The 26,154-nt window shown below is 35.1% G+C and carries 24 protein-coding genes, 1 rRNA gene, 2 pseudogenes and 1 riboswitch; of the genes and pseudogenes, 15 read left to right on the top strand and 12 right to left on the bottom strand.

Annotated features, from left to right (window positions below; genetic code table 11):
- Window positions 1–250: 250 nt before the first annotated feature.
- Genes BKP37_RS19105 through BKP37_RS06300 form a run of 4 tightly spaced genes read left to right on the top strand, consistent with a single transcriptional unit; the run spans window position 251 to window position 2,852 of the window.
- Window positions 251–412 (top strand): ABC transporter permease subunit, encoded by a 162-nt coding sequence (locus tag BKP37_RS19105; RefSeq protein WP_245712454.1) that lies wholly within the window; start codon window positions 251–253, stop codon window positions 410–412.
- Window positions 412–1,263 (top strand): nickel transporter permease, encoded by an 852-nt coding sequence (gene nikC / locus BKP37_RS06310; protein WP_071308799.1) that lies wholly within the window; start codon window positions 412–414, stop codon window positions 1,261–1,263. The genes BKP37_RS19105 and nikC overlap by 1 nt, the downstream gene beginning before the upstream one ends.
- Window positions 1,260–2,075, top strand: coding sequence for an ABC transporter ATP-binding protein (locus BKP37_RS06305; protein ID WP_071308798.1), 816 nt, complete (start codon window positions 1,260–1,262; stop codon window positions 2,073–2,075). Before nikC ends, BKP37_RS06305 begins: the two co-directional genes overlap by 4 nt.
- A 3-nt stretch (window positions 2,076–2,078) precedes the next feature.
- The gene (locus BKP37_RS06300) at window positions 2,079–2,852 is read left to right on the top strand and encodes an ABC transporter ATP-binding protein (protein ID WP_071308797.1); all 774 of its coding nucleotides are present in this window, start codon (window positions 2,079–2,081) and stop codon (window positions 2,850–2,852) included.
- Window positions 2,853–3,103: 251 nt separating this feature from the next.
- On the opposite strand, the gene BKP37_RS06295 is transcribed toward BKP37_RS06300, so the two are convergent.
- Window positions 3,104–3,892 carry a histidinol-phosphatase HisJ family protein gene (locus tag BKP37_RS06295; RefSeq protein WP_071308796.1) on the bottom strand — a complete coding sequence of 263 codons (789 nt, stop codon included), beginning with the start codon at window positions 3,890–3,892 and terminating at the stop codon, window positions 3,104–3,106.
- Between the two features lie 274 nt (window positions 3,893–4,166).
- On the opposite strand from BKP37_RS06295, the pseudogene BKP37_RS06290 reads away from it, so the two are divergent.
- A pseudogene (locus tag BKP37_RS06290) lies at window positions 4,167–4,388 on the top strand (HPr(Ser) kinase/phosphatase); the annotation flags it as partial.
- 173 nt (window positions 4,389–4,561) lie between these two features.
- Here the strand turns inward: BKP37_RS06290 and BKP37_RS06285 are convergent.
- On the bottom strand, window positions 4,562–5,722 hold the full coding sequence (locus BKP37_RS06285) for a cation:proton antiporter (RefSeq protein ID WP_071308794.1): 1,161 nt from the start codon (window positions 5,720–5,722) through the stop codon (window positions 4,562–4,564).
- 5 nt (window positions 5,723–5,727) lie between these two features.
- Window positions 5,728–6,228: a cation:proton antiporter regulatory subunit gene (locus BKP37_RS06280; protein ID WP_071308793.1), complete on the bottom strand. Its 501-nt coding sequence runs from the start codon at window positions 6,226–6,228 to the stop codon at window positions 5,728–5,730.
- Between the two features lie 440 nt (window positions 6,229–6,668).
- Here BKP37_RS06280 and BKP37_RS06275 point away from each other — a divergent pair, with 440 nt between their 5' ends.
- Window positions 6,669–8,795: an SEC-C metal-binding domain-containing protein gene (locus BKP37_RS06275; RefSeq protein ID WP_071308792.1), complete on the top strand. Its 2,127-nt coding sequence runs from the start codon at window positions 6,669–6,671 to the stop codon at window positions 8,793–8,795.
- Window positions 8,796–8,910: 115 nt separating this feature from the next.
- Here the strand turns inward: BKP37_RS06275 and BKP37_RS06270 are convergent, their stop codons facing one another.
- A complete protein-coding gene (locus BKP37_RS06270; protein WP_071308791.1) occupies window positions 8,911–9,345 on the bottom strand; it encodes a DUF2663 family protein in 435 nt (144 codons plus the stop codon).
- Window positions 9,346–9,638: 293 nt separating this feature from the next.
- Between BKP37_RS06270 and BKP37_RS06265 the strand changes: the two genes are divergently transcribed.
- Window positions 9,639–9,911, top strand: a complete 273-nt coding sequence (locus BKP37_RS06265) for a GNAT family N-acetyltransferase (protein WP_342707766.1) — start codon at window positions 9,639–9,641, stop codon at window positions 9,909–9,911.
- A 301-nt stretch (window positions 9,912–10,212) separates the two neighbouring features.
- Here the strand turns inward: BKP37_RS06265 and BKP37_RS06260 are convergent, their stop codons facing one another.
- The 3 genes from BKP37_RS06260 to BKP37_RS06250 form a co-directional block, all read right to left on the bottom strand.
- Window positions 10,213–10,830, bottom strand: coding sequence for a trimeric intracellular cation channel family protein (locus tag BKP37_RS06260; protein WP_071308790.1), 618 nt, complete (start codon window positions 10,828–10,830; stop codon window positions 10,213–10,215).
- A gap of 227 nt (window positions 10,831–11,057) precedes the next feature.
- A riboswitch (glycine riboswitch) is annotated at window positions 11,058–11,152 on the bottom strand.
- Between the two features lie 317 nt (window positions 11,153–11,469).
- Window positions 11,470–11,883: a universal stress protein gene (locus BKP37_RS06255; RefSeq protein WP_071308789.1), complete on the bottom strand. Its 414-nt coding sequence runs from the start codon at window positions 11,881–11,883 to the stop codon at window positions 11,470–11,472.
- A 16-nt stretch (window positions 11,884–11,899) separates the two neighbouring features.
- Window positions 11,900–13,348, bottom strand: a complete 1,449-nt coding sequence (locus tag BKP37_RS06250) for a SulP family inorganic anion transporter (protein ID WP_071308788.1) — start codon at window positions 13,346–13,348, stop codon at window positions 11,900–11,902.
- Between the two features lie 591 nt (window positions 13,349–13,939).
- Here BKP37_RS06250 and BKP37_RS06245 point away from each other — a divergent pair.
- Window positions 13,940–16,207 (top strand): AAA domain-containing protein, encoded by a 2,268-nt coding sequence (locus BKP37_RS06245; protein ID WP_071308787.1) that lies wholly within the window; start codon window positions 13,940–13,942, stop codon window positions 16,205–16,207.
- Window positions 16,208–16,718: 511 nt separating this feature from the next.
- Here BKP37_RS06245 and BKP37_RS20655 read toward each other — a convergent pair.
- The gene (locus BKP37_RS20655) at window positions 16,719–16,844 is read right to left on the bottom strand and encodes a hypothetical protein (protein ID WP_281243008.1); all 126 of its coding nucleotides are present in this window, start codon (window positions 16,842–16,844) and stop codon (window positions 16,719–16,721) included.
- Between the two features lie 331 nt (window positions 16,845–17,175).
- On the opposite strand from BKP37_RS20655, the gene BKP37_RS06240 reads away from it, so the two are divergent.
- The 5 genes from BKP37_RS06240 (at window position 17,176) to BKP37_RS06220 (ending at window position 19,519) form a co-directional block, all read left to right on the top strand.
- On the top strand, window positions 17,176–17,841 hold the full coding sequence (locus BKP37_RS06240; protein WP_071308786.1) for an HAD family hydrolase: 666 nt from the start codon (window positions 17,176–17,178) through the stop codon (window positions 17,839–17,841).
- Between the two features lie 208 nt (window positions 17,842–18,049).
- Window positions 18,050–18,244, top strand: coding sequence for a hypothetical protein (locus BKP37_RS06235; protein WP_071308785.1), 195 nt, complete (start codon window positions 18,050–18,052; stop codon window positions 18,242–18,244).
- Between the two features lie 20 nt (window positions 18,245–18,264).
- Window positions 18,265–18,549, top strand: coding sequence for a hypothetical protein (locus tag BKP37_RS06230; protein ID WP_139193076.1), 285 nt, complete (start codon window positions 18,265–18,267; stop codon window positions 18,547–18,549).
- A complete protein-coding gene (locus BKP37_RS06225) occupies window positions 18,542–19,183 on the top strand; it encodes a rhamnogalacturonan acetylesterase (protein ID WP_071308783.1) in 642 nt (213 codons plus the stop codon). Before BKP37_RS06230 ends, BKP37_RS06225 begins: the two co-directional genes overlap by 8 nt.
- Window positions 19,184–19,519 carry a hypothetical protein gene (locus tag BKP37_RS06220; RefSeq protein ID WP_071308782.1) on the top strand — a complete coding sequence of 112 codons (336 nt, stop codon included), beginning with the start codon at window positions 19,184–19,186 and terminating at the stop codon, window positions 19,517–19,519.
- Window positions 19,520–19,919: 400 nt separating this feature from the next.
- On the opposite strand, the gene scfB is transcribed toward BKP37_RS06220, so the two are convergent.
- Window positions 19,920–21,302, bottom strand: a complete 1,383-nt coding sequence (scfB, locus tag BKP37_RS06215; RefSeq protein WP_071308781.1) for a thioether cross-link-forming SCIFF peptide maturase — start codon at window positions 21,300–21,302, stop codon at window positions 19,920–19,922.
- A 77-nt stretch (window positions 21,303–21,379) separates the two neighbouring features.
- A complete protein-coding gene (gene scfA, locus BKP37_RS19100; RefSeq protein WP_084034571.1) occupies window positions 21,380–21,529 on the bottom strand; it encodes a six-cysteine ranthipeptide SCIFF in 150 nt (49 codons plus the stop codon).
- Between the two features lie 935 nt (window positions 21,530–22,464).
- Here scfA and BKP37_RS06210 point away from each other — a divergent pair.
- The gene (locus BKP37_RS06210; RefSeq protein WP_071308780.1) at window positions 22,465–22,878 is read left to right on the top strand and encodes a GNAT family N-acetyltransferase; all 414 of its coding nucleotides are present in this window, start codon (window positions 22,465–22,467) and stop codon (window positions 22,876–22,878) included.
- A 638-nt stretch (window positions 22,879–23,516) separates the two neighbouring features.
- On the opposite strand, the pseudogene BKP37_RS06205 reads toward BKP37_RS06210, so the two are convergent.
- Window positions 23,517–24,405: pseudogene (locus BKP37_RS06205) on the bottom strand (IS4 family transposase); the annotation flags it as partial.
- Between the two features lie 135 nt (window positions 24,406–24,540).
- Complete coding sequence (locus BKP37_RS06200) at window positions 24,541–24,768, bottom strand: hypothetical protein (RefSeq protein ID WP_139193075.1); 228 nt, start codon at window positions 24,766–24,768, stop codon at window positions 24,541–24,543.
- A 952-nt stretch (window positions 24,769–25,720) separates the two neighbouring features.
- On the opposite strand from BKP37_RS06200, the gene BKP37_RS06195 reads away from it, so the two are divergent.
- Window positions 25,721–26,154 (top strand): 16S ribosomal RNA (locus BKP37_RS06195); the annotation flags it as partial.

Here is a 26,154-nt window from a genome sequence, read left to right as displayed (position 1 = left end):
GGACTTTGATAGTAGCTCATTACAAAAAAAGAAGCAGAAAGTAACACGGACTGCTGAAAAAGTCCAAATTTTTTTATCTGAAAAATAATATTCAAAAAACGAGCCTCTAGAATCGCTTCTAAGGCTCGTTTGAGGGTTAGGGCGACATTTTTGCCCCCCTATAATCATTCGTTTTTCAAAAACATTCACTTTTTCAGTGGCCTCAAAGTAACATTCCAATATTTGTATCCTTAGCCTGATGACATTGGGCATGGGGGACCTTATTGTTAATGCTGTTATGCAACGAGACTATCCAGTTATTCAAGGTTATATACTTATTGTCGGACTATTAGTTGTCGTTACGAACCTTATTGTAGACCTTATGTACTTAATTATTAATCCTCATATAAAACAAGGGAAGGAGGCCGCATAATGGAAGTTGTAGTAACGAAAAAGAAATCAAGCCTTCTTCGTAACCCTAGTATGTTTTTTGGTATTGTTATTGCTATTTTTCTAGCAGTTATTACTTTTCTTGGTGGGGTCCTTGTTCCTCATGACCCGTTTCAAATAGACATGGGAAACAGGCTACAAGGGTCTTCTGCTATGCATTGGCTCGGAACGGACCAATTAGGTAGGGATGTGTTTTCTAGACTTATCTATGGAGCGAAGTTAACGATAGGTTTAGGTATGTTTACGATACTAATGGCATTATGTATAGGTGTACCAATTGGACTTTTTTCAGGTTATGTTGGTGGAAAAATAGATGCTTTTTTTATGAGAGTGATTGATGGAGTTCTCGCGTTTCCAGACTTTATTTTAGCTATTGCCATTGCTGGAATTTTAGGACCTAGCTTAACGAATATTGTTATTGCTATTGTGTTAGTAAAGTGGATTGTGTATGCACGTGTAGTTCGCGGATTAGTACTAACGGAGAAAGAAAAAGAATATATTTTAGTGTCAAAAGTCTCTCATTCTAGTACTTTTAAAACGATTCGTATGCATTTATTGCCACAAGTGATGCCGGACATTATCGTCATGGCGGCGATTGATGTAGGAAAAGTAATTCTTCTTATTTCTTCATTATCCTATATTGGCCTTGGAGCTCAACCGCCTATTCCGGAATGGGGAGCAATGCTTAATGATGGACGAGGATATTTTCAAGTGATCCCTACCCTTATGATTTATCCTGGGTTAGCAATTATGTTAACGGTACTCTGTTGTAATTTACTAGGGGATGGTTTGAAGAGTTACTTTGATATTCGAAAAGGGAGTGACCATTTGTGATAGAACCTTTAATCTCCATACAAAACTTGCATATTGAGAGTAGAGCAGAAGAGAAGTTGATAGTAAATAATGTTAACTTAGAAGTATTTAAAGGTGAGATCGTTGCTCTTATTGGCGAAAGCGGGAGTGGGAAAAGTGTTACTTCTAAGGCAATTATGGGACTTATTCCGTCTAGTATGAATGTGCAAGGTCAAATCTTTTATAATCAAGAAGATATAGTAACGATGTCTTCAAAAAAGCAGCGTCAGTTACTTGGTAAAGAAATTGGGATGATTTTTCAAGATTATCGAGGGAGTTTTACACCATTTATTAAGGTTGGGAAGCAAATGGTAGAAACGATTTGTACACATCAAGCCATTCGAAAAAAAGAAGCAAAGAACATCTCCATTCAAGTTTTAGAAGAAATGGGTTTGGAAGCTGAGCGAATTTATAAAAGTTATCCGTTTCAATTAAGTGGCGGCCAGGTTCAACGTGTGGCTATTGCAATGGCATTATCTTTAAAGCCGTCCTTACTTATATGTGATGAAATAACTACAGCCTTAGACGTCATGAGTGGTGAGAAAGTGTTAAATTATATTGAAAAATTACGCAAAGAAACAGGTTGTGCGGTTCTGATGATTACTCATGATCTTACCAAAGCCTATAAGCGTGCAGACCGAATCTATGTCATGCACAAAGGTCAAATCGTTGAAGAAGGCGACCCTGAACAAATTCGTTGTTATCATAAACATCCGTATACGAAAAAGTTATGTTCATGCTTACTTTCACTCCCAAGCGAGAATGTATTAGATAAGAATGAAAGAGTGATTTAATTTATGAGTTTATTAATTGTAGATCGTCTATCAAAAAACTATTCTAAAAATATTCGGGCTTTAGATAATATTTCGTTTCGTTCGACAGAGGGAGAATGCATAGGAATAGTAGGGGAAAGTGGTAGTGGTAAAAGCACCCTTGCTAGAGTGCTATTAGGTTTAGAACCGTATAAAGAAGGTAACATTACTTTTGATGGTAAACCAATAGCTCCAAAAAATCGAACACTATTACGTGAATATCGTAAAAGTATTCAAATGATTTTTCAAGATACGACTAGTACATTAAATCCTAAGCTACCAATATGGAAAAGCTTATTAGAGCCCCTAAGTAATTTTAAGGAAATTAGCCCTTCGTATTTAGGGAAAGAAGGATTCTCAGAAAGAGAAATAGCAGAAGTGCTTTTAGAGATGGTGGGACTAGACAAACAACTGGTCGACCGTTATCCCGGTGAGTTGAGTGGTGGACAAAAACAACGAGTGAGTATTGCTAGAGCAATAAGTATTGAACCATCACTCCTTGTTTGTGATGAGCCAACTGCAAGCTTAGATGTTACAGTTCAAGTTCAAATTTTGCATTTACTAAAGGAACTACAGAAAAAAAATAATATGACAATTCTTTTTATCTCACACGACATAAGAGCTGTAACATTCTTATGTGAAAAAGTGATTGTTTTAAAGAATGGCTCCATTGTCGATCAGTTTGGCTTGGAAGAACTATATCATCGGGAACGCCACCCTTATACAAAAGCCCTTATAAAAGCAGCGGAAATAGATTAAACATGAGGTTATAGGGTGGTATGTGTGCGGACTGTGGTTCCGTTATTTGGATTAAAAACTTGTGTTTAAGGTGAAAAAGGACCATGGTTCCGCTATTAACTTAATTCAAGCTTTATTTTATCTAACTTTTGTCAAATAACGGACTCTGTGTCCTCGGTGTCTTACAAAATGGACTTTTTTATGAAAATAACGGCTCCTGTGTCCGCAAACAAAATTAACTCCGCAAAATGAAGCCTCTTATTTTAAGTTTACTAAATTTTATGTGGAATTGCTTTTCTTTTATCAAATGAAAAGACATACGTAAAGCCGCATTCTTTTGCCATTTCAATAGCTTCTTTTATAAATGATCCTACTGAATCAGGGCTGTGAGAATCAGAGCCTACAGTTAGTATTTCTCCACCTAGTTCCTTATAAAGTTTTACAATATTAATAGAAGGGAGACTTTCATTTAAGGAAGTTCGAAGTCCAGATGTATTTATTTCAATACCTAAATTTCTTTCGATTATTTTAGATAATATAGCCTCAAGTATTTCTCTATATTCAGTAAAGTCGTATAGTCCAAATTCTTCGTAAGCGTATCGTTTCATTAAATCAAGATGGGCAACGACATCTATGTCAGCTATACTTACCATTTCATAAACCTCTTGAAAATAATCCTTGTATCCTGCTAATCGCTTCTTTTCTAGTGTCTCTCTTAAAGTTCGATTATTAATGTTGTGCACAGAACCTAAAATGAAATCTAGTTCTAAGGGCTCAAACGTTTTACAATACAAATCCTTTAATAAATGAGGCTCACAGATTTCAAGACCTTTTCTAATTAGTAGCTGATCTTGAAATTTTTCTTGGCAGCTTTTAATATCCGAGAAATAGTTAGTAAGATTTATATGGCCATTTGTAGGAGATTGAGAATTAAGGGAAAAATGTTCTGTAAAACAAATTTCTTTTATACCTTTCGTAATCGCATTTTTACAAACATCTTCCATCACTGCTTTAGAGTCAAATGAATGATTAGTGTGATGGTGAAAATCTAACATATACATGAAAAACCTCCGCGGAAAATAAGTTCTATTGAAATATTCTTAAACTTTAATATAAAAGTAGTAAAAATACAAATGAAAATTCGGGAAAGATTAGTTAAAAGCTAATTGAAAAAAGCGGATTTAACAAGCGAAAGAAAATTTTTAAAAAGTTTATCACTTCTCGCATTGGGGATGAACGTTATGGTTGGTTAAAAGTCCTTACCTAATGTGAAAATTCATTTAAATGAGTGAATTTCATAATTGTCAAAATGGAGCTACATAAATCTAAATGTTGGTTTGTGTTAATGTCTCTGGTAATCGAATCTTAGTCCGTGGGAATTCAGGGGTAGTGAAAAGTGAGACAGCTCATACGTTAATTGGGCGTGGGCATCGACTATTGTCTGATGACATTGTTGTCATAAAGAAATTAAGTCCTCAAACACTTTTAGGTACTCATGATGTGAAGAATAAGGAGTTTCTAGCTCTTCGTAGTATTGGGTTACTAAATGTAGTACGCTAATACGGGAGCAATTGAAATGAGCAGACCTAGTTATAGGACTGCCCATTTCAATTTAGTTGTATTTCGTATTAATCAAACTGATTTGTACTTAAGGGTCATAGTCCCCCACCTCAAAACGTAAGAAAATCGAAAAGTTTAGGTGGAAAACACTTCCTGTTTGAAGTTCTGCTTTATGCAGTTTTTTGTTGTTTTACTATTTTTTTACCGTAGATTTTCTTTGAAATCACCGGAGCGCTTTGGAATAAAATAATACCAATCATTGCTGAAAGTAATATAAAAACACTACTAAATGCTTGAAGCGAACCAACGGCTAGAGTAGCAATGATAATAGAGAATTCTCCCCGCTGTGTTAATGAAAGACCTGCTTTCAGGGATACCCGTTTTGATAAACCGTACCACTGTCCACCATAAAATCCAACAATTATTTTTGCAACAATTGACCAAACAAGAATGAGAATAAGTAAGCCAACCATTGGGATACCTTCATTAAAACTAATCGTTGTACCGAAATATAAGAAAAACAGCGGTAATAATAAGTCTTTCGATTGAATTACTAATTTTTCTAGTTCATGGGTTCTACGTACTTCTGCAAGCATGATACCAGCTAAAAAAGCCCCTAATACTTCTGATAAATCTAGGAATAGGGCAAAGCCACCGTATGCTAACGCTAATCCAATCACAAATAAGATAAAAATATCCTTATTCATATGACGATCAAAGAACGGACCAAGTCTACTAAATAAAAAATGACCTAGTAAAATGGCTCCAGCAATTAAACCAACAACTTTTAGTAATAGTATCGACATGGATGTCGCTGTTATTGCTGCACCGGCTGTTAGTCCAACGAGAATAGCTACTAAAATTGGTGCAACTAAATCTTCAAATATAAGAAGCCCTAACATAAATTCTGATTCTGGGTTGGCCATTCGTTTCGAGTTTTCCAGCATTTTTGCCGTGATAGAAGAACTAGTTGCGTAGACAACACCACCGATGATTAAAGAAGGGATGATATCTAACCCCATTGCAATACAAAGGAGTGTTGTAACACCAAAGCTTAATACGACGTCTAAAATTCCAGCTTTCATTACTTTTTTTGCAACATTTAACAACTGCTTAATAGGGAACTCCATTCCTAACATAAAAAATAAGAGAACAATTCCAACTTCACCAGTAAAGTGAAGGAGATGGGAACCATATAAGAAACTACTAACGACAATACCTAATAAAATATAGATAATAACATCAGGAATCTTCATTTTTGACCCTACGAATCCTGTAATAAACAATAGTAGGAGTACGAGGCCAGCTCCTAATAATTCAGGAATTTCCATAATTTTTAATGATCCTCACTTTCACAAATTTTCAAAAATTGTTCAATCGGTTCCTTTTTACCAACGACCATAATGGTATTTCCCTTTTGAAGCGTCAAATCGCCACTTGGACTGACATCAAAATCGTCATCGTGGAATAGTCCAACGACGGTTACTCCGTCAGGTAATAATTTTTCAAATTTGGAATAGGTTTTTCCTGTAAATTGTGGTTGTCTTTTAATTTCGACCCACTCAACGATGACTTGTTTTCGTAGAAGTTGAAGTCGTTCTAACTTTTCGTTCATAACTGTATCTAACGTAGTATTTAAGAATTGTGCTCCCATTTGTTTCGTTTCTTCTGATGAAAGGTTAAAGGTAAAAACTGCTTCATCGTCATCTGCATCTTCAAAAAAGTACAATTCTCGCTTTCCTGAATGGTGGATGATCATGGCCATCATCTGATTTTCGGCGTTAATAAATGATAATTTTTTTCCTACTCCAGGTAAATCTGTCATTTTCATTTTCATTATTAATCCCTCTCCTTTAATAAAATCGTATCTTTTCCTTGCTGAATGTTTCAATTATGCACTGATACGTAGAAAATACTTTTCTTCCAAGTATATAATATCTAATTGCCGAGCTCCAGTGTCAACAAACGAAAGGGTTTATTAAGTTTTACACCAGATTAAACTTAAATATAAAAATAGTAAAAGCTTAGTTAATACAAAACTTTCAAAATCCATTTGCATTTCATCATTTAACATTCTCGCCACTAACATATTGTATCTAGTTAAACTGAACTACTTGTAACTAGACATAGATTTGTACGAATCGTTTTGATGATTAAAGAAGGTCGATCAAATAGGTAAAAAAAGATAATGTTTCCAGTAAATTCGATCATTTCGACTAAATTAAAACGTTCTATGCTAAAATGATTAAAAAGAAGGAAGTTAAGGAAGGGTTGCAAATGAGTGTTAATCGCAATGAACCATGTTCATGTGGTAGTGGTAAAAAGTATAAAAAATGCTGCATGCAAAAACAAAACGTTATTCAAATGAGTGCAGTTAAGGAAGAGCGTTTTATGCAACAAAAACACGAGCTAGTACAAAAACTAGAGGCTTTTGTTGATAAAAAAATATCGTATCAAGAACAACTTCGTTTGGAGTCTTATTTCAATCAGCGAGTTAATTATAAAATTGACCCGAAAATAAAGTATCCATACTTTCGATTTTGGTTGTATTTTTTTCATGTATTTGAAAATGGGCTTCGTACGATTGAATGGTTTAACAAGGAAGAAAAATTAGCAGATACTTCAATGGTCCAAACTTGGTTACAATTACAACCGAAATTTGTCCAAGCAGTGGAATGGAAAGATGACATTGTGATTTTTGAGGATCTGTTAACAAAGGAACGCTATCCTGTGGCTAATACCTATGAAAATATCTCAACTCCACTACCTTGGTATGGGACACTTGGTTTACTTGAGTTGTTTGATAATAAATATTACTTTAATGGTGTAAGAGTAATGGTTGATCCACAAAGCTTACATTCTGCAGCTACCAAAATTAAAGAGCTTTGTAGACAGGAAAATCTTTCAGCAAGTGAAGTAATGACGTATTATTTTCCTGAGTTAGTTGGTGAATTATTAACAGAACCAACTATCACAGGTGATCACCAAGAAAAAGAAATTATTGAGTATTCGGTTCACTATCAAATTGAATGTGATGAACAAGAAGTAATGGCTTATTTGTCGAAGCAATTCGAAGCTAATCCTACTGAACATAACGAGCAACAATATAGTTGGGTTGGCGAATGGCATGTTTATGAGGATAGTGAATTAACCCGTCCGATTCATATTGGTAACGTCTATGGAATGATGTTGTTAAAACAGCGAACGCTTATATTTACAAGTTTATTACGAGACAAGGCGACGGAATTTCAATCGTTAGTTGAGGCGAATATACCGGTAAAACTATTGAAAATGGAGCAAAAAAAGATCAACATTCCGTTTCAGGCAGAATTTAAAAACTCTGTTATAGCAATGGATAAACAAATACCATCCTATTTTTCTATATATGCACAGAATAGCGCTATACTTAATATAGATGAACCTATTCCTATGTTTGATGATCTATCTTTACATAGTTTAATGAAAACAGGTCGAGCAGATCAAGCTGATCTTTGGTTAAAACAATCCGAATACAAATTGTTCAAAAATGTATACGAACAATTTGGTGAAGTAGAGGTCACAGCTGATTTCAATACGGTTCGAAAAAAGTTACACTTACCAATATCACTTTTTGTGACCGGTGGAACAAATAGGGCGACTTCTATAAAAAAAGAAGTACGAAATTTTGTGGATGAAGAGGATATCCCATTTTTAGAACAGTTAGGCTTCACACCTAGTACAGTGAATAGCTTTTATGCAAATGATCTTCTTGAATTTTTTAAAGAAAAAACAATAGGGAAAAGTGAAACGACAGTACGTAAATATCAAGGTAGTTTATATGAATTACGCTATTTACTTGTACAAACACCTTTAACTAGTTGGGAAGAGTGTACGAGTGTTTTTTGGGAACATTTATTATCGGTTGATTATATTCAATTATTTGAAAACATGAACAAAACCCAATTGAAAGATTTATTTAGTACCTTAAAAGCTTTAGCAAAATGGTTAAATAAGCGCTACAAAACAGACGTAGGCAAAAATGTTATTTCAGTCATTCAAAAAAACGAATCTGATTTTATTGAAGCTATAGAAGCTCTAAACAGTGTCATACTTTATCGATACAAAGAAAATTATTCTAATATAAATTTACCGAAATTAATAGCAAAACATAAGCGGTTAGATGGATTGTTTGAAGTTGTGAAATGTAACACTGATTCTATTGAGGTTAAAAAAATAGACTCTCATCAAAAACGATATATCGTCACATTGTTTGATCATGAAGTAAAAGAGATGAAGCAGGGTCTTATTTTTGCAGCGGAAATGGCGGTAGATGAAATAGATCGTTATCATATAACTGAACTCCATCACGTATATCCGCCACTTGCCAAACGATTTTTACTAGAAATAATGGTGACGATACGATAAAAACTGTTTGCTAAAATACCGACAATAAAAAATAATAATTTTGGTAGAATTTCTTTCCAATCAAAATAAAAGCTGCTTCAAAAGAAACGTTATCGTACTTTTGAGCAGCTCTTTTTTATCCTTTGTAGCTGATATTAATTTTATATAGCTTATCCAGCGCTTCAACAATATCATTACAAGTTTCTATATCATAGTTCATACGCCAGATGTTATTAAGGTTATCAGTAACTTGGCCACGTATATCTTTATAATCTTTTTTTGCTTCTTTTTCTGTATCCATACTAATTTTTACTTTTGCAGCTAAGGCAATGTAAATTAAAAGAAGAATCAGTATCGTATTATTACTCATAATAGTAGAAAATATATTATGGAGATTAAACTGGACTTGAGTATAAAAAATATATACGAGTGCTAATAAAGGTACATAAGACGCTAGTAACCAACGCATCGTATTTTTTTTAGCAGTTTGATACTCTCCATGTACTTTAATTAATTCACGAATGATCATTTTCATCGATTGATCGTTGACAGTATCCCAAGGTTTTTTCATACAACACCTCCTCTTAACATGTATATGTTGCAAGTCCACTTTTAGTACAACCTGTTGATAATTAGAAAAAAGAAATGTTCGTTTAAATAGATAACATTGCAGTCAAACCTTCTTGAATATTATCGAAGAATAATTTAGATATTGTTAAATAGGAGCTTATCATAACTTTACGTTAGATATAATTTATTTCTAAATATTGTGAAAACATTTATTAAATACAGTATAAAAAGGTGTTAAAATAGAACATACTTAATACTTTAGCTTATTAATCATGGGAATTACGTCATAAAGTGATGGGGCCAGATAAAGAGATAGACTACATTAAGTTAAAGGACGATCACTACGGAATTCATTTTGGACTTTACCAAGAAACAAAACTAGTCTCTGGTGTCTCACTTTTTATTAATAATCAAGAAGCTCAATTCCGAAAATTTGCGACTCTTCAAGAAGAACAAGGGAAGGGATATGGGAGTAAGCTATTGGATTATGTATTGAACGAAGCGAAGAACCTTGGTGTAATGCAAGAGAAAATAAACTCGATTTTTATAAAAAATTTGGATTGTTAGAAACGAACAATAGATTTATTAAAGGTGGTAGAGTTTATATAATTATGGAGAAATATTTTTCCCACTCTTAAGGGGCAGTAAGACTACTTATTGCTAGCGGCTGTATACTGGTGCCGATAAAATAAATCATATGAGAAGTTGTGCTTAAATAAACGGTTACTCTGAGTTATTAGGGTAGTTCTATACAATAAAAAAACAGCCCAACTTATTGTGAATTGAGCTGTTTTTATTTCATATGTAAATGGATTGCTTACTTAATAGTTTAATTGAAGTTTCACTTAATGTTCTGCAAAGCATAACATTATGCTTGTAATTCATTAAAATTTCTAATCGGTAAACACCATTTAAACCGGTATGATATGATACGTAATAGTAAAATAATGCTGAAAAGTGTGTATAATTGGTAAGGTTTTTCTGCCCATCCCATGCCAATAATAAAACCAGCAATCATTGCCCATAAGAGGTATACTTCTTTACGGAAAACATTTGGGGTTTGCTGAGCTAATACATCTCGGATAATCCCTCCACCAGCTCCAGTAATAGCAGCTGAAAACATAATTGCTAGGATTGGCATTCCCAATGAGTGTGCTTGCATTGCTCCTTGAACTGCAAATGCAGATAGTCCGATTGCATCAAAGAGATTCCATAGATTCCATTCTTTTAATCTATCAACAAAATTATATGGTAACAGAAAAATAATAGTAATGGTGATAATTGCAATGATAAAAAGTGTTGTTTGTTGCCACAATTCGATGATTGGAACACCTATAAGAAGGTTTCTAATCGCTCCACCACCAAACGCTGTAATTAAGCCTAGAGTATAAGTGCCAATAATATCATACTTTACTTTCATTGCAATGATTGTCCCACTCATTGCAAAGGCAATAGTTCCAATTACATTTAATACATCCCAAACCACAAAAATCCCCCTATCAATAAGTAAACATTATTAGAAAAACTTGACTTATCACCAGGTCTTAATGGCGAGAGCCTTAGATTTTCTTATACTATCATCCATAAAATTTTATACTTTCTGATAGTATAAAATAAACAGATATTCATAGTCTCTGTCCTTTTACCTGAGAGTTTTACCTATTGTTAGAAGGTGTCCCCGTGGGTGGCATAAAGCACTCTCCAGAGAGTTATTGTCCTACAGCGGTCCTTTTACCTGAGAGATTCATCTCTTTTAAAGATTTGCCCCTTCGGTGACGTATTATTACATTCTCTCCCACAGTAGTCTTACGTACTTATTCAATTTTATAATTATAAAATATAATGGATGATTGCATGATTTGTCAATATTATTAAAATAAATAATATAATAAACTTGTAAACTGATTGAGATTAATATTATTTTTTAAAAATTTTTACTCTAATGAATTTCATAATTGTTTCTTTCACTACAATGATACTAAATGTTGTTGGATGAAGAGCATTTCCCAACATTTAGTTTTTTGTACCTCTAAAGTAAGCCTTTATTTTTGTTTATGGTGTAGTATAAGTTAAACTAACAATCAGTGGGGGATGAAAGTAGACCACCACTGATTGAAGTTCAGCTTTATTTAATAATCATTACGGCACAATTGGCTCTTTTTGCTACTTTATGACTGACGCTACCAAGAACTAATTCTTGCAATCGATTCCGTCCCCGACTTCCGACGACAACGAGATCAAAATCATTCTCATTTGCATGTTTGACGATAGCTGGTCCCGGTTCACCGTGTAAATATTTCACTTCATTTTTTATATTTGCAGATTCTACTTTTTCGACACTCGGTCTTATTTTTTCTTTTCGTTTATTTTGGGCTCCGGTGGTATTCCAATTTTGTAGTACATCACCTTTTGAGTCATCGGCGACATAGACAATATGTATGACAGCTTCACTGTTACATTTTGCTACTTCTATTGCTTTCTCGGTGGCACGAATGGCATATTCAGAACCGTCCGAAGCTAATAAAATTTTATTAAACATATATTTACCTCCTTTTTTAATGGCTGCTTAATTTATGTCTTAATTTATTGACTAATAGTTTACTGGCTTCATTTAGTCCTGTGACTTCAACATTTATTCTGTTTTCTTCAAATTTCGTAATAATTTTTTCCATTGCAGCAACTGCTGAGTCATCCCAAATATGTGCATGAGTAAAGTTAAGTTCGACTTCTTTTAAGTCTTCCTTAAAATCAAATTCTGCAATAGGCTCAGTAACAGAGGCGAAAAATAATTGTCCTTTAATAAAGTACGTTCGTTTTTTCTTAGTCGGCTCGAGTTTACTTTCGATCGTTACTTTTGAAATTTTTGAAACAAAGAAGATAGCGCTTAATAAGATACCAGCAAAAACCCCTTTGGAAAGGTCATGTGTAACTACTACAGTAACAACGGTCACGACCATCACAATCGAATCAGTAGCGGGAACAATAAGTAAGGTTCGTAAGGAATTCCAATCAAACGTACTAATAGAAACCATAACCATTACACCAGCTAATGCTGCCATTGGAATTCGTACGACGATGTTTCCTAATAAAATAATTAAAAGGATTAGAACGGTTCCAGCGACTAGGGTTGATAATCTTCCTCGACCACCTGATTTCACATTAATAACCGATTGTCCGATCATCGCGCATCCTGCCATCCCACCAAAACAACCTGCAACAATATTAGCTATTCCTTGTCCGCTGCTTTCCCTATTTTTATTACTATCCGTATCCGTCATATCATCAACAATGGAAGCAGTTAGCAGAGACTCAAGAATACCAACTACTGTTAAAGCGAGTGCATAAGGAAAAATGATCGCTAATGTCTCATATGATAACGGGACTTGTGGCAAAATGAAAATAGGCAATGTTCTCGTCAATGTTCCCATATCACCTACAGTAAACACATTTAACCCGTAAAACATTGTAAATCCTGTAATCACAACAATGGCTACTAGAGTAGACGGAATTGCCTTTGTGATATAAGGAAATAAATATATGATAGCTAGTGTTGCACTAGCTAAAGCTAATACAAGCCAACCTTGTCCAAAAAGGTGGGGAATTTGCGCCATGAAAATGAGAATAGCTAGCGAATTTACGAAGCCCACCATCACTGAACGTGGGATAAATTTCATGAAACGTGCAAGTTTTAAGAGACCGAAAATAATCTGAAAAACCCCTGTTAAAATCGTTGCAGCTAATAAATACTCCAAACCGAAGCGCGCCACAAGATCAATCATTAGTAGTGCCATTGCGCCAGTAGCAGCTGAAATCATACCTGGTCTGCCACCCACAAAAGCAATAACAACAGGAATTAGGAAGGATGCATACAATCCAACCATTGGATCCACGCCTGCAATAATCGAAAATGCGATGGCTTCAGGAATTAAAGCAAGAGCCACAACGATCCCAGCCAGAATATCTCCCCTAACATTTCCAAACCATTGTTCTTTTACCGTATTCATAATAACCCCCTCTTAAATGAGTCTTTTCTTAATTTGTGAAATTATTGAAGGGTTTATATTGGTAAATAGTTGAAGGAACTGTTTAAGGTGTTTGAGAGTAGGAGTGGTGATGAGATAGGCTTTGAAAAAATAGTGTGCGAATATGATATTATCGATTTCATCCTTGGAAAAAGGTATTTTAGAAAGAAATGAAATATCTGCATGTTTACAAATAGTAGGGCATACAAATGGTGCGGACACAGAAAACCTTATTTAGGAAAGATGACGTAAAAATTGATTTTTGTGGACATCAAATTGCTGATTTGAACTTGTAATGGCAAGTTTTCTGAATTTTTTTAGGGTAAAAGCGTAGGTGGGATTTTCCGATGTTTCAGCTTGCTGAAACGAGTTCAGAAATGATTTTCGTGATATAAGGGCTATGGTGTCCGCGAAAGTTTAAAAATGGCAGTATAGTAACCGCTAATAATGTGAATTATGGAAAATAAAGCAAAAGATATCAGTTTACGTTATAATTAATTAATTGAGGGAAACATTCGATACCATTTCGAGTGTTTATTTTTAGTAAACATTTTTAATGTAAGGAAGAGTGTAATGGAATACTTAAAAGAGTGGCAACAAGCACTTTATATAGAAATTAATCATTTGAAAAAATACGGAAGTACAAAATATACGTTAAAAAATGGGCATTTAGTATTGAGTGATAAAGGGTTTACTTACTATTTCGAAACGTCTGTACCGATTTCTATTCCAGTCGGTTCAAGTATTTGTTTACAGTGGAAAAATCGAAGAGTAGAGGGGAGGATGTTGTCTTCTGAGGGAAATAATTTGCTTTTGTCACTTGAACAATCGTTAGAAGATTTAATTGATGAATCAATTCTTTATCATGATCCGTGGGAACTCCTAGAAGAACTCATCGATCGTATTGATGAATGTAAAAAAAGTAAGAAGAAGCGTAGTCGAATTAAGCAATTAATGGAACCAACCGAGGAGCCGAAACACCCACTCGACAAATTGAAAACCAACTCTCACGAACTATTCTATCGATCAAAATATAACCCAACAACATTTGTTTGGGGACCACCAGGAACAGGTAAAACTTACACGCTTGCTCGAGTAGCTTCAAATAAATATTTTCAAGGAAAACGGGTGCTAATACTATCCAATAGTAATCAAGCAGTCGATGTACTACTAAAAGAAATTGTTGATTTTTTAACAAAAAAATCCAAGTTTGTAGATGGCGATGTACTTCGTTATGGTACGGGTTCAAAGCAGGCGATGACAGAACCGATTACAACAGAAATGTTACTTAAAAAACATGAGCCAAGACTCGCGAAAGAAAGAGATTTGGTGTTAGAAGAAAGACGATTATTAAAACATGATTTATCTAATTCATTCAGTAAGCGTGATAGTGAGACGCTTCTTGCAACGGAAAAAAAACTAGCTTCCTTGCAAGAGAAAATCAGACAAAAAGAATTAAGTTTTTTAAAAAAAGCACAAATTATCGGCACTACATTAGCAAAGGCGGCAACAGACGGAGCGATTTATGAAAAAGATTACGACCTTGTCATTATGGATGAAGCTAGTATGGCATATGTTCCACAAGCTGCGTTTGCAGCATCTCTAGGAAAACGAGTCATTATATCTGGTGACTTTAAGCAATTACCACCAATTGCTGCTGCTAGGCATGAATTAGTTGATAAATGGCTAAAAGAAGATATTTTTCATTGCGCTGGAGTAGTGGAGGCTTTAAATGATGACCAATTACATCCACATCTAATGTTATTAAAAGAGCAGCGCCGTATGCATCCTCAAATTTCAGCTTTTACAAATGAGTACATTTATCTTGCAAAAGTGTATGATCACCCCAGCATGAAAAATAAGCGAAATGATTTAGTTACGCGGGCACCGTTTATGAATATGGCATCTATTTTAGTGGACACAAGTTTTACTGGGCGGCACTGTATTCAAGAGAAATCGTCAAAATCAAGAATAAATGTATGGCAACTGTTTCTTTCTTTTCAATTAATACACGAAGCTTACACCGCTGGGGCGAGATCGATTGGGTACGTAACACCATACAGAGCTCAAGCGATGTTGATGGATCAGCTTTTAGGAAGTGTGTATGAAAAGGAACGGGTAGAAGCTAATATTATTTCTGCAACCGTTCATAGGTTTCAGGGTAGTGAACGAGATGTCATGATTTTTGATACAGTCGATAGTAACCCACAAGAACGTCCGGGTATGCTCTTGACAGGAAAAGATAGTGAACGCCTCGTGAACGTAGCTATTACAAGAACAAAGGGGAAGTTTATACAGGTCACAGATCGTAGCTTTGTAAAAAACAAAATCTATCCGGGAAAAACGATACGGCAATTAGTTGATCATCAAGGACGACACGGACAAACGATCACTCATCAAAAAATAGGTACGTGGATTAAAAATCAGCACCCACATCTACAATGGATGCACGCTTTAAAATTAGACCGTGTGTTTCAGGATCTAAAACAAGCAAGAACGTCGATTATCATCTCACTACCGAGTCAAATGGGTCTACCAAAAGAGTGGCGTGAGCAGATAGCAGCTACACATTCTAAAGTAAAAGTGAAGATTATTTCAGAACAACCGTTAACCTTAAACCATAAGGTAGAGTATATAAATGAGGAATTACCATTCCCATTTGTGCTGATTGATCGGCAATTTCTTTGGTTAGGCCTTCCATTCGAAGCTTCGAAAATGAGTCACCCCCCATACGTAGCCGTAAGACTTGACTCGAATAAATTTGTGGAACAATTTTTATCATGCTTATTAATAACGGGCAAATCAACTGTTACAAATGGTACCCAACCATTATTTAAATAAATGTGTTTTCGACTTAGAACACTAATAAATACTGGTTAGACAGCAAAAAGAGGTCACGTATCGTTGTTGATACGTGACCTCTTTTTTATATAATCAGAATTTATAAATTTCTAACTTGGAAACTGTCTAGCGCAAGCAGCCTACGATCTCGGTCACTTCAGTCAAGTTTCTGACTTCAATAACTTCATGAATAACGTCTCTGAATAGCTTCATGCAGCTTTGCTCCTGCGATTACTCGTCGCACGGAAAACAATTGCTCTTGAGCAAACGGAGTGGCACAGGAGCAGCTGCTCGTGACCAAGGCGCTTGAGCTTTTCTTATTAGTAAAAAAAGAATAATCAAAAGTTTACAATAAATTGATTAGCTAATTTGTTTTGATTATCAACAAGAATGAATGATGATTAATAATAAGCAAAGTAATGTTTAACTCATGTAAGCTATGTTCGAAGGAAAATACAACAGCACAGCATTACTTCTTAATTCATAAAAAAATTAAGGGAAACTTTATTTACTAAATACGGTCATCTTCCCATTCTCTGTAGTAATTATCTAAATTGTCTTGTTCTACAGTTTGATCTTTGTTTTGGCTGTCTAATGTAATCATTTCATTTTTTTTCTCATCATTTTTTTTCACCATAGGAGTATCACCCACTTTTTATATTATATATGTAATGTAACCTATTGAAAGTTAATTATGTAATAGGCACAGCTTTTGGCCTTAAACGTCTACCCACCGTAAAAAGAGAAGTACCAACATATGTCGTTTAGGTAGGGGATTAGCTGTCCCTGAAGGTACGATATAGAATAACTTTCATTAGTGGAGGACGAAAGAATCTCCCTCCACTGATTGATAGATGCCCATTTACAATCTAGTAAAGTGATAGGCTTTTAAGTTCAAAGAAATACGTAAAAGGAAATATACTTATGGTAAAATTAGATTAACTAATTGGTACTAAAAGGAGTATAAAATGGAAAAATATAAAGTAATATTGTTTGATTTAGATGGAACACTTTCAGACCCTAAAATAGGAATAACGAAATCTGTTCAATATGCGTTACATAAGATGGGCATTGTTGAGCCTGATGTTGATAAATTAGAATGCTTCATTGGCCCACCATTACAAGTATCATTTTCTGAATTTTACAATTTTGATGGGCAAGAGATACAAAAAGCAATAAATTTGTTTAGAGAGAGATTTAAAGAAAAAGGAATGTATGAGAATAAGCTGTATTCAAACATTCCCACACTATTAAACTTGTTAAATGAACGAGGTTTTACGTTAGCTGTTGCAACATCAAAGCCTACGGTTTTTGCTGAACAAATACTAGAATATTTTAATATTGATCAGTATTTTGAACTTATCGTAGGTAGTAATCTTGATGGAACAAGGGTATCAAAAACTGAAATCATTCAATGCATATTAGATGAATATAGTGAATATGAACTCGGTGATTTTATTATGATTGGTGATAGAAAGCACGATATTATTGGTGCAAATAATAATGGAATCAGCTCTATTGGAGTTACTTATGGGTATGGTTCATCTGACGAATTAACTCAACTCAACCCTACATATATTGTACAAAGTGTAAATCAACTAAAAGAGATTTTAATGAGTAATTTGCTGAAATAACTGATATTGGATGTAATAGAATACTAAATCCTTACACTTTAGTGGTTTCATAATACAAAATTTACACGTCTTGGCGATGGTATTCACTCACTGAAGTTCTACATTTCTCAATACTTAAAAATCTATTCGAATAAAATAAAAATTGCAGAATCTTAATTCTCTTTAGGGTGAGGACTGCTTACGTCATAAGAAATTAATAGGAGAGAGTATGAACCAACATTTTAGTTTTGGACTAGAAAAGAACGGTTTTACAGTCATAAACAAAGACACACTTTATTATTCAAAACAAGGGTATGGTCTAATGGAAGGTTCTCGGAAAGAAATTTCAAGCATCACATACTTCGTAGCTAATGTTATTGCTGGAGAAGATTATCTTATTCGCTTAAAAACCAAAATTCCATGACAGGTCAGGGTTGTTTGCTGGTGAATGATGTAAAAATTGATAAAGAATGGTTACGGGATGAGGACGGATACACGCAAAGTTTTAAATTTGCAGCTATAGAAGACCGTTTAGATTTTGAAATTCCTGTTGCATATGAAGCATTATATGAAATGACGATTACACTTTTACCAAAACGCACACCAAGTGAAGATCTATCTATCTTTTTAATTAGTGATTCTACAGTAAAAACATATGACTTAGATCAGTCTCCCATGGCTGGCTGGGGACAAGTTATTCATCGTTTTTTTTTTAGAGATTGTGGTTGAGAATCGTGCAATGGGTGGAAGAAGTACAAAGCTAGCTTACAAGGAAGGGAGATTAAATGATTTATTAGTAGATATAAACCCTGGTGACTACATGTTTATTCAATTTGCACATAATGATATGAGTCGTGAAAAACCGGAACGATACGTTACAATTGATCAATACAAAGATTATTTAAATAAAAAATATATTAAAGGTGCACAGCAACGTGGTGCTATTCCTGTATGCCTTACCTCAATGAACAGAAGAACGTTTGATATTGAAAGTGAAAGTGAAAGGTTTGTTGATTCTTTCCCTTCTTATACGGAGGCAATGAGAGAAGTGGCAAAAGAAAATAAGCTCACACTGTTAGAATTGAATCTAAAAAGTTTAGCCTTTTATAACTCTCTTGGTATGGAGGATACGAACCCACTTTTTATGCAATTACGTCCAGAGGAACATCCAAATTATCCAGAAGGTTTGAATGACAATACGCACTTTCGAGAAGCTGGAGCAAAACAAATGGCACGAATGGTTATCGAAGAAATTAATGAAAAACTTCCGGAAATAAGTTCTTATACAATGAAACTGGACAGTGTGTTAAAAGAGGTCTTCCCTGATACATTGAATTATTTGGCACGTGATCAGGTCGAATAAATGGTTCGGTTAGGATTTATGCCAGGAGAAAGTGATGGTTTATTCCATCCTGAAGTGAGCATTACGGTTGAAGATTATTTAACAGCGCTAGAGAAATTAGAAAGTAAGCTCACTCAGCAAAATGTTATTAACGGTTTGAGGCATAAATTTTCTTTAGACAGTTGTTTAGACTTACATACCGCAACATCACTAACTACGGAAATGGGTTATTTAGAGGTGAATTGGCAATTCCTTCGTAACGATATAATACATAGTGACAGATTAACAAAGGGAGAGACAGCTGCTTTTCTATATAAACTTTATTTTCTTATCATACAAAAGCAGTGCGGGAAGTAACTAAAGCATAAAAGAAGGAATACAGCCTTACTTAACTTAAAGTAGAAATTTAAACACCAATATGGAACAGGGGCTTGAGGAAGAGAAGGGATAATTTAAAGTTATCTTTTGTAAGAGTGCTGATACTGCATTTAAACGTTGTAGGTTGATGCCTAAGGAGATGTGATAAGTCAATAGATCTACAGACAGAAGTACTTAGCCCTAACACGTTGTATGAAGAACAAAGTCGGGAAAGGAAATTTTGTAAAGACGGTAAAATTAAGAAATCTACGAAAAAAAAGGTGCCTCTACTTGCAATCTAGCAAGGTAGTAGGCTCCTTTAATCTTAGCAGAGTAATTCAGTAGTTTGCTATTAAAATAGAAAAAAACAGTGGTCCACGAAGAAGAGAATTCTACAAGTTTATTCCATAGCTTTAATAGCTTCGGCTACCTTAACCATCATGGAACATTCAACACGTTTACGGAAAATGTCACAGCTGAAGTCATCAGTTCCTTTAATTGATCCTGTTGAGTGTAGCGAATTGGCAGGGCAGCCACCACTACAATACAACTTTGCCCAACAGCTCTCACAATGTGGCTTTGAATAGCAGTTATTTTCTTTAAACTGGTCTTGAATGTCTGGTTTTGTAATTCCATCCCAAATGTTGCCCATGCTGAATTCTTCATCACCAACAAATTGGTGACAAGGGAAAAGCTCTCCCCATGGAGTTACAGCAAGATATTCCGTTCCTGAGCCGCAACCGGAAATTCGTTTTTGAATGCAAGGGCCTTCTGAAAGGTCAAGCATATAATGGTAGAAAGTAAAACCATTGCCTTTTTCTTGACGGTTTAGCATTTCCTTGGCTAGGATTTCATACTGATTATAAATTTCTGGTAGGTCCTCGTCAGTTAGCGCGTATGGTTCACTCGGATCACAGATCACCGGTTCCATCGAGAGTTTGTCAAAACCAAGGTCAGCAATGTGGAAAATGTCATTTGTGAAGTCAACATTGTTATGAGTGTACGTTCCGCGAACATAGTATTCTTTGTCGCCACGCTTTTCAATGAACTCTCTAAATTTCGGTACAATTTGCTCGTAGCTACCTTTTCCAGAAACTGTTTTGCGAAGGCGGTTGTGAACTTCTTTTCTTCCATCCAGACTCAAAACGACATTGTACATTTCCTGGTTAAGAAATTCGGTAACCTCATCATTAAGGAGCATTCCATTTGTAGTGAAGGTGAAGCGAAATGACTTTTTGTACTCTTTTTCCTTACTTCTTGCGTAAGCGACAATCTGCTTAACGACTTCCCAGGCCATTAGTGGTTCTCCACCGAAGAAGTCGATATCGAGATTACGATGATGTCCAGAGTTTTCCAATAAGAAATCAATCGTTTTTTTACCAACCTCATAACTCATGATAGCTCTATTTCCATTGTATTTACCTTGGCTCGCAAAGCAATAATCGCAAGTGAGGTTACACGTATGCGCTACATTGAGACAGAGAGCTTTTACATATGTTTTGCGATTTTTTAAATCGATCGAGAGATTCTTAAATTGATCTTCCGTAAATAACTGTCCATCTTTTTTTAGCTCATCAACAGCAGCGATTGTTTCGCGAACTTCGCACTCTGAAATATCTGAATTGCGGGCGTACTTTTCTAGCATGATTTTTACGATTTCTTCCATGGGAGTTTTTTTATAAAGCGCGATAACGTCATAGGCGAGTTCGTCTACTACATGTACCGCCCCACTGTAGGTGTCGAGCACTATGTTATATCCGTTTAGTTTATATTGATGAATCATACTTGATAACTAGCTCCTTTTATCCATAAAATTGCCGCCCAGCTGTATAGTAGTTGGGCGGTGCATTTTTTTGTTTCTTATCTGTTTATTGGGTTTTCGCACTTTTGATTAGCAACACCACAAGATGTTTTACATGCAGATTGGCAAGATGTTTGACATGCGCCACACCCACCGTACAATGCAGTTTCATTCAGTTTACGAGTGCTAATTGTTACGATTCTTTTCATAAATGCCACAACCTTTTTCATTATTTTTTGAAGAAATATGTGTTAATTTTGTGATATTTTCACACTAGTTCCCAATAATAATATTATCAACACCTTAAGTTTCCGTCAATCCTTGAAGTTGCATGGAATTTGTTTAATTAATATAAATTATACTAGTATATTTCTTTATCTTATTCATCTAATAACCGTTTATTTGTATTATCAATAGTATCGCAGAATTAGTAGTAATAACACTGTGCTAATAGTGGTAAGTTTATTGCCGGAAATATTCATTCATAAATATATATGCGCTTTGAAATAGGGTATGTTAGTAAAAAAATCTTATCTTTTTTCCTAAACAAGGGTGAGGGAAGGGAGTTGCCTATAGTGATTAATTTAATTAGTTAGGAAGTAGATGACTAGTGAGTCTAGTACTCGTATCTAAAATTTAGTTTTCTTACTTGTCTTTTATGTTGTGAACTTTTCATAGGTTAAGTCTGTTACGCGGGTTGGGGGATATTTTCCTTACTTGTAGTACAGTGACTAGTTGATAATGTTGTTCTTTTCCAGTTAATTTTTTGATGGCAAACAAAGGTAGAAAGAACACCCATAATGCTATGGCATTAATTTATTGAATAAATGAATATATTCACCTTGACTTTTACATATGGCATAGAAAAAAGAGGAAAAAAATAACCATCATGGTAATAAGGAAATTTCAAAATACCTTCAAATAATCTCTTCTTACTTTTATTTAATTCGTATTAACGTTGTTCAACTCTACTGCCCCCTTTAGTTGAACAATCATTATGAAAACTATACAGCAAAAAAGTGATATTTTTTCCTTTTTCACTCTTAAAGAAAAGATCCTAAAAATAAATAAAACTATTGAATTATTATTCGTTTTGTTGTATAAATATTATTATAAAACGAGATTATATTGAAGGTGAATGAAAATGAATTATAATGTGACGGATAAGCTTCCTGCTTTTGAGCAATTTGCTGATCTACATGAATCAAGTGGGCTAATTAAAAGTAAGAAGGGAACATACACTAAAGAACAGTTGTTTCAAGCGGCGAATAATAGTTGGTATCATATCTCAATTTATGATCAAGAGCAGCTTATTGCATTCGGACGAATGATTTCTGATGGGATTTATCAGTCGTTAATCTGTGATGTAATGGTTCATCCCAATTATCAAAATCAAGGACTTGGTAAACAAGTGATTGAAGAACTACTGAAGAAATGTAAGGAAGAAGACATTCAGACGATCCAACTTTTTTCCGCTAAGGGAAAACAACATTTTTATAAAAAGTTAGGATTTGAGGAAAGAGAACTGGATGCACCAGCAATGGTATTTAAAATGTAAAATCTCAGTGAAACGATCGAATTCACTGAGATTTTTAACTTTTTTCCGTGGGTTCTAGTATATATTTTAAAGAAGGGAAGAATGCTGCCCAATAATTTACTTCTTGTGTAAGCTAGACATTTCAATGATTTTTCAATCGAAAATAGGCCTGTTCACTGTCCGATATTTCTCAATAAAACATGTTTGTTAATTATGTAACCCCGTACCAGGGTCCTGATTCAAGAACAAGAACCTTAACTCCTAATTCTCCCAATTCCTTAGCGGCAACAGCGCCGCCGGCCCGTATAATGATAACGTCAGCATCAAAATTCATTATAACCACCTCTAATTTTTAATTTTTTTTATTAGAAACCCACGTAGGTCACGATATCCTTTTGATGGACCAGGATATTTAACGAGATCCCAGGTCAGAAATGGCCTTTCTATTTGACGGTTTTCGGGATAAGCTAATCGTGTAAAACCATGTGCAAACCATTCGGAATAGTAACCAAGCATAACCATTTGATGTAGGTTGCTAATAATATTATTAACCAATCCGATCATTAGTGTTGCATAAATGTTGTCTGAATTTTCGGTTTAATCGTTTTCGTCGTTGAGAGCCAAAAAAGTAAATACCCAAACAAAGGTGGCTCCAATCATTTGAAAAACAACTCAATGGCCCATCGTGACTTATACATCTCCGAAATTTCTTCGGCACTTAAGTCAAAACGATTGGTGATTAAACGAAGCTCGTTTCTTTTTGAATCTATTACTTTTAGAAGACGAAAGTAATTTTCAGCACGGTTTTGAGTCGTTCCAATCATCACCATCTGATCCGACAAAACAGTCGTATCTTCAGGTAGTTTGAAATCATAAACTTCTCGTATAACAGCGTTTTTTCGCAACCTTGAAAGAAAAAATTAGCCATCATCTGTCATGCGATCAAAGCGTTCGTAGTCTAAATAGCCACGGTCAAACACATACATGCATTCCTTGTCGTCCACCATGATTTCAAGCTGGCCACGATCATGTTCTTTTGCCGGTCATCACTGCTTTTTCAGGATAGGAGAGGCCCTTTTCCATAAACACAAGTCGCAAGTGTAACTTAACACCAGCTTTGGTTTTGCGGAACTGCGCCCACCTATGATTCGTTAAATTAAGTGGCAATGTGCTTGAATCAATGATTTTCAACAGCATAATGAGTTTTGTGTAATGTGTTTTAGCATGAATTTGTGCGACTAAATCAAGGAAAAGTAATTGAAAAAGATCTGGGTTTATTCCATTTATTCGCCGAGATAGTTGAGAAATACTAATAGAATCAAGGTCTATTTCTTTTTGAAGTTGGTCATCGAAAAGGCAATCTCCTAAAGCATGGAGACTTTCAATTTCTTCTAGCTGTGCAAAAAGCAATAATTTTAAAAATGATTCTGTCGTTAATTTTTTCGTATAGTATTCTAATTTCAATGTTTTCACCTGTTCTTCAAATAATTGAAGATTAATTTGTGAAAACCATTGCCCAAATGAAGGTTTTCGTGTAATCTTGTCCATGAGATTGGTCCTTTTTTAGTGGATTTGGACGGGTTATCACCTGACTTATCCATTATAAAGGGCTTTTTCTTTGCCATAAATAAGAGTTACGAAGATTTTGCGTGTTTTAAATATTAAATTTTAATTAATGCAATACTAGTGCAATCCGATATTATTTTTAAAAGGTGTAGGGAGACTTCCCATATCAACTTGAGTATTTTCTAACATATAAATCTCCTCAAAACGGTCTTCAAACGACAGGGCTGCAAATGGTCCGCCGTCAGGGTTAGTAGAATAGTTAGGGATATTTTTGAAACCGCCAGATAGAATAAGTTGCATAGCAGCTACATCAAGCATTTCGGCTGTTACAGACGAAAATTTCACGTTTTTTATTCCAGAACCTTCATTAATAGAAATATAATGATCTAAACTCCATATGAGATAATCGTCTAGGTGTAAATCCAATGCCCAAAAATTTGCTGAGTAACAGCATCCACGAATGCCATAAAGGTTACTCTTATTCGAGATGTGTTAGGTTTGCTCAATTGTATCGGAATCTGTGTCGTGTTAGGTGTTAAAGACAAGAATGGTTTTTGGAAACGAAATTAGTCAGGGTTTGTTTAATTTCCTCAATAATGCTTCTTTTCTCGTTTTGAGAGGAACTAGATTCACCTTCAGTTTTGTTCTTGTTTATATCATTTGACACCTCTATTCGTCGGTTTATTAATTCATAGATAAAGTTCACTGGCTGATTATTAAAAGTCGTAATGAGAATGACTGAAAGGACCCTCACTGATCGAAGTACAGATTTATGTTTTGAAAATTTTTTGTTGCCATTTAGATAGTAGTATGATAAATTAATATATCTGTCATGCTATTCTCATTTTTGCGCAGAATTACTTCGTTTCGTCAAAAATGGCGAGAGTAATTCTTAAGATTTAATTTTTGGGGAAACTATTGCGCTGAATAGTTTAGTGTGGTATTATACTTCTTGTTGCTGTAACAAAGGCGATTGGTTAAGTGGTTGTTTGGAAATAGTTTCGAAAATAACTTGCGCAGAACTAATTGTTATGTTACAATAACTATTGTCGCTAAAAAACAACGACGTAAATTTAAAAAGATGGTTCTTTGAAAACTGAACACACAGCCAAGCGAATATGAAAGGCGGAAGACACCCGCTTATCAACGACAAGCGCTGGAATGTCAACAAAAAGAAGTCGTGTTTTTTGACTTCGTTTGATGAACTGAAGCGTCTCGAGTTGATGGTGTCTGAAGCTAGACAAAAAAGAGATAACATTATCTCGTCAATGTTTTATTTTGAGCTTTATCAAACACTTTTATGGAGAGTTTGATCCTGGCTCAGGACGAACGCTGGCGGCGTGCCTAATACATGCAAGTCGAGCGGGCATTTGAGAGCTTGCTCTCAAATGTTAGCGGCGGACGGGTGAGTAACACGTGGGCAACCTGCCCTGTAGACTGGGATAACTTCGGGAAACCGAAGCTAATACCGGATAATCTTTAGAACCTCATGGTTCTAAAGTGAAAGTTGGGTTTACCTAACACTACAGGATGGGCCCGCGTCGCATTAGCTAGTTGGTAAGGTAACGGCTTACCAAGGCGACGATGCGTAGCCGACCTGAGAGGGTGATCGGCCACACTGGGACTGAGACACGGCCCAGACTCCTACGGGAGGCAGCAGTAGGGAATCTTCCGCAATGGACGAAAGTCTGACGGAGCAACGCCGCGTGAGCGATGAAGGCCTTCGGGTCG

It is taken from the genome of Anaerobacillus alkalilacustris (assembly GCF_001866005.1).
GTDB lineage: Bacteria > Bacillota > Bacilli > Bacillales > Anaerobacillaceae > Anaerobacillus > Anaerobacillus alkalilacustris.
Note: the sequence above shows the minus strand (reverse complement) of the source record. Positions and strands in the feature narration are given on the sequence as shown.

Excerpts from the sequence above, each read along its gene's own strand:
- BKP37_RS06245 (WP_071308787.1), top strand. The coding sequence starts at position 13,940 with ATGGAATACTTAAAAGAGTGGCAACAAGCACTTTATATAGAAATTAAT.
- BKP37_RS19105 (WP_245712454.1), top strand. The coding sequence starts at position 251 with ATGGGGGACCTTATTGTTAATGCTGTTATGCAACGAGACTATCCAGTT.
- BKP37_RS06210 (WP_071308780.1), top strand. The coding sequence starts at position 22,465 with ATGAATTATAATGTGACGGATAAGCTTCCTGCTTTTGAGCAATTTGCT.
- BKP37_RS06240 (WP_071308786.1), top strand. The coding sequence starts at position 17,176 with ATGGAAAAATATAAAGTAATATTGTTTGATTTAGATGGAACACTTTCA.
- BKP37_RS06285 (WP_071308794.1), bottom strand. The coding sequence starts at position 5,722 with ATGGAAATTCCTGAATTATTAGGAGCTGGCCTCGTACTCCTACTATTG.
- BKP37_RS20655 (WP_281243008.1), bottom strand. The coding sequence starts at position 16,844 with ATGGTGAAAAAAAATGATGAGAAAAAAAATGAAATGATTACATTAGAC.
- BKP37_RS06275 (WP_071308792.1), top strand. The coding sequence starts at position 6,669 with ATGAGTGTTAATCGCAATGAACCATGTTCATGTGGTAGTGGTAAAAAG.
- nikC (WP_071308799.1), top strand. The coding sequence starts at position 412 with ATGGAAGTTGTAGTAACGAAAAAGAAATCAAGCCTTCTTCGTAACCCT.
- BKP37_RS06270 (WP_071308791.1), bottom strand. The coding sequence starts at position 9,345 with ATGAAAAAACCTTGGGATACTGTCAACGATCAATCGATGAAAATGATC.
- BKP37_RS06220 (WP_071308782.1), top strand. The coding sequence starts at position 19,184 with ATGGTTCGGTTAGGATTTATGCCAGGAGAAAGTGATGGTTTATTCCAT.
- BKP37_RS06300 (WP_071308797.1), top strand. The coding sequence starts at position 2,079 with ATGAGTTTATTAATTGTAGATCGTCTATCAAAAAACTATTCTAAAAAT.
- BKP37_RS06280 (WP_071308793.1), bottom strand. The coding sequence starts at position 6,228 with ATGAAAATGAAAATGACAGATTTACCTGGAGTAGGAAAAAAATTATCA.
- BKP37_RS06255 (WP_071308789.1), bottom strand. The coding sequence starts at position 11,883 with ATGTTTAATAAAATTTTATTAGCTTCGGACGGTTCTGAATATGCCATT.
- scfB (WP_071308781.1), bottom strand. The coding sequence starts at position 21,302 with ATGATTCATCAATATAAACTAAACGGATATAACATAGTGCTCGACACC.
- BKP37_RS06250 (WP_071308788.1), bottom strand. The coding sequence starts at position 13,348 with ATGAATACGGTAAAAGAACAATGGTTTGGAAATGTTAGGGGAGATATT.
- BKP37_RS06295 (WP_071308796.1), bottom strand. The coding sequence starts at position 3,892 with ATGTATATGTTAGATTTTCACCATCACACTAATCATTCATTTGACTCT.
- BKP37_RS06265 (WP_342707766.1), top strand. The coding sequence starts at position 9,639 with ATGGGGCCAGATAAAGAGATAGACTACATTAAGTTAAAGGACGATCAC.
- scfA (WP_084034571.1), bottom strand. The coding sequence starts at position 21,529 with ATGAAAAGAATCGTAACAATTAGCACTCGTAAACTGAATGAAACTGCA.
- BKP37_RS06235 (WP_071308785.1), top strand. The coding sequence starts at position 18,050 with ATGAACCAACATTTTAGTTTTGGACTAGAAAAGAACGGTTTTACAGTC.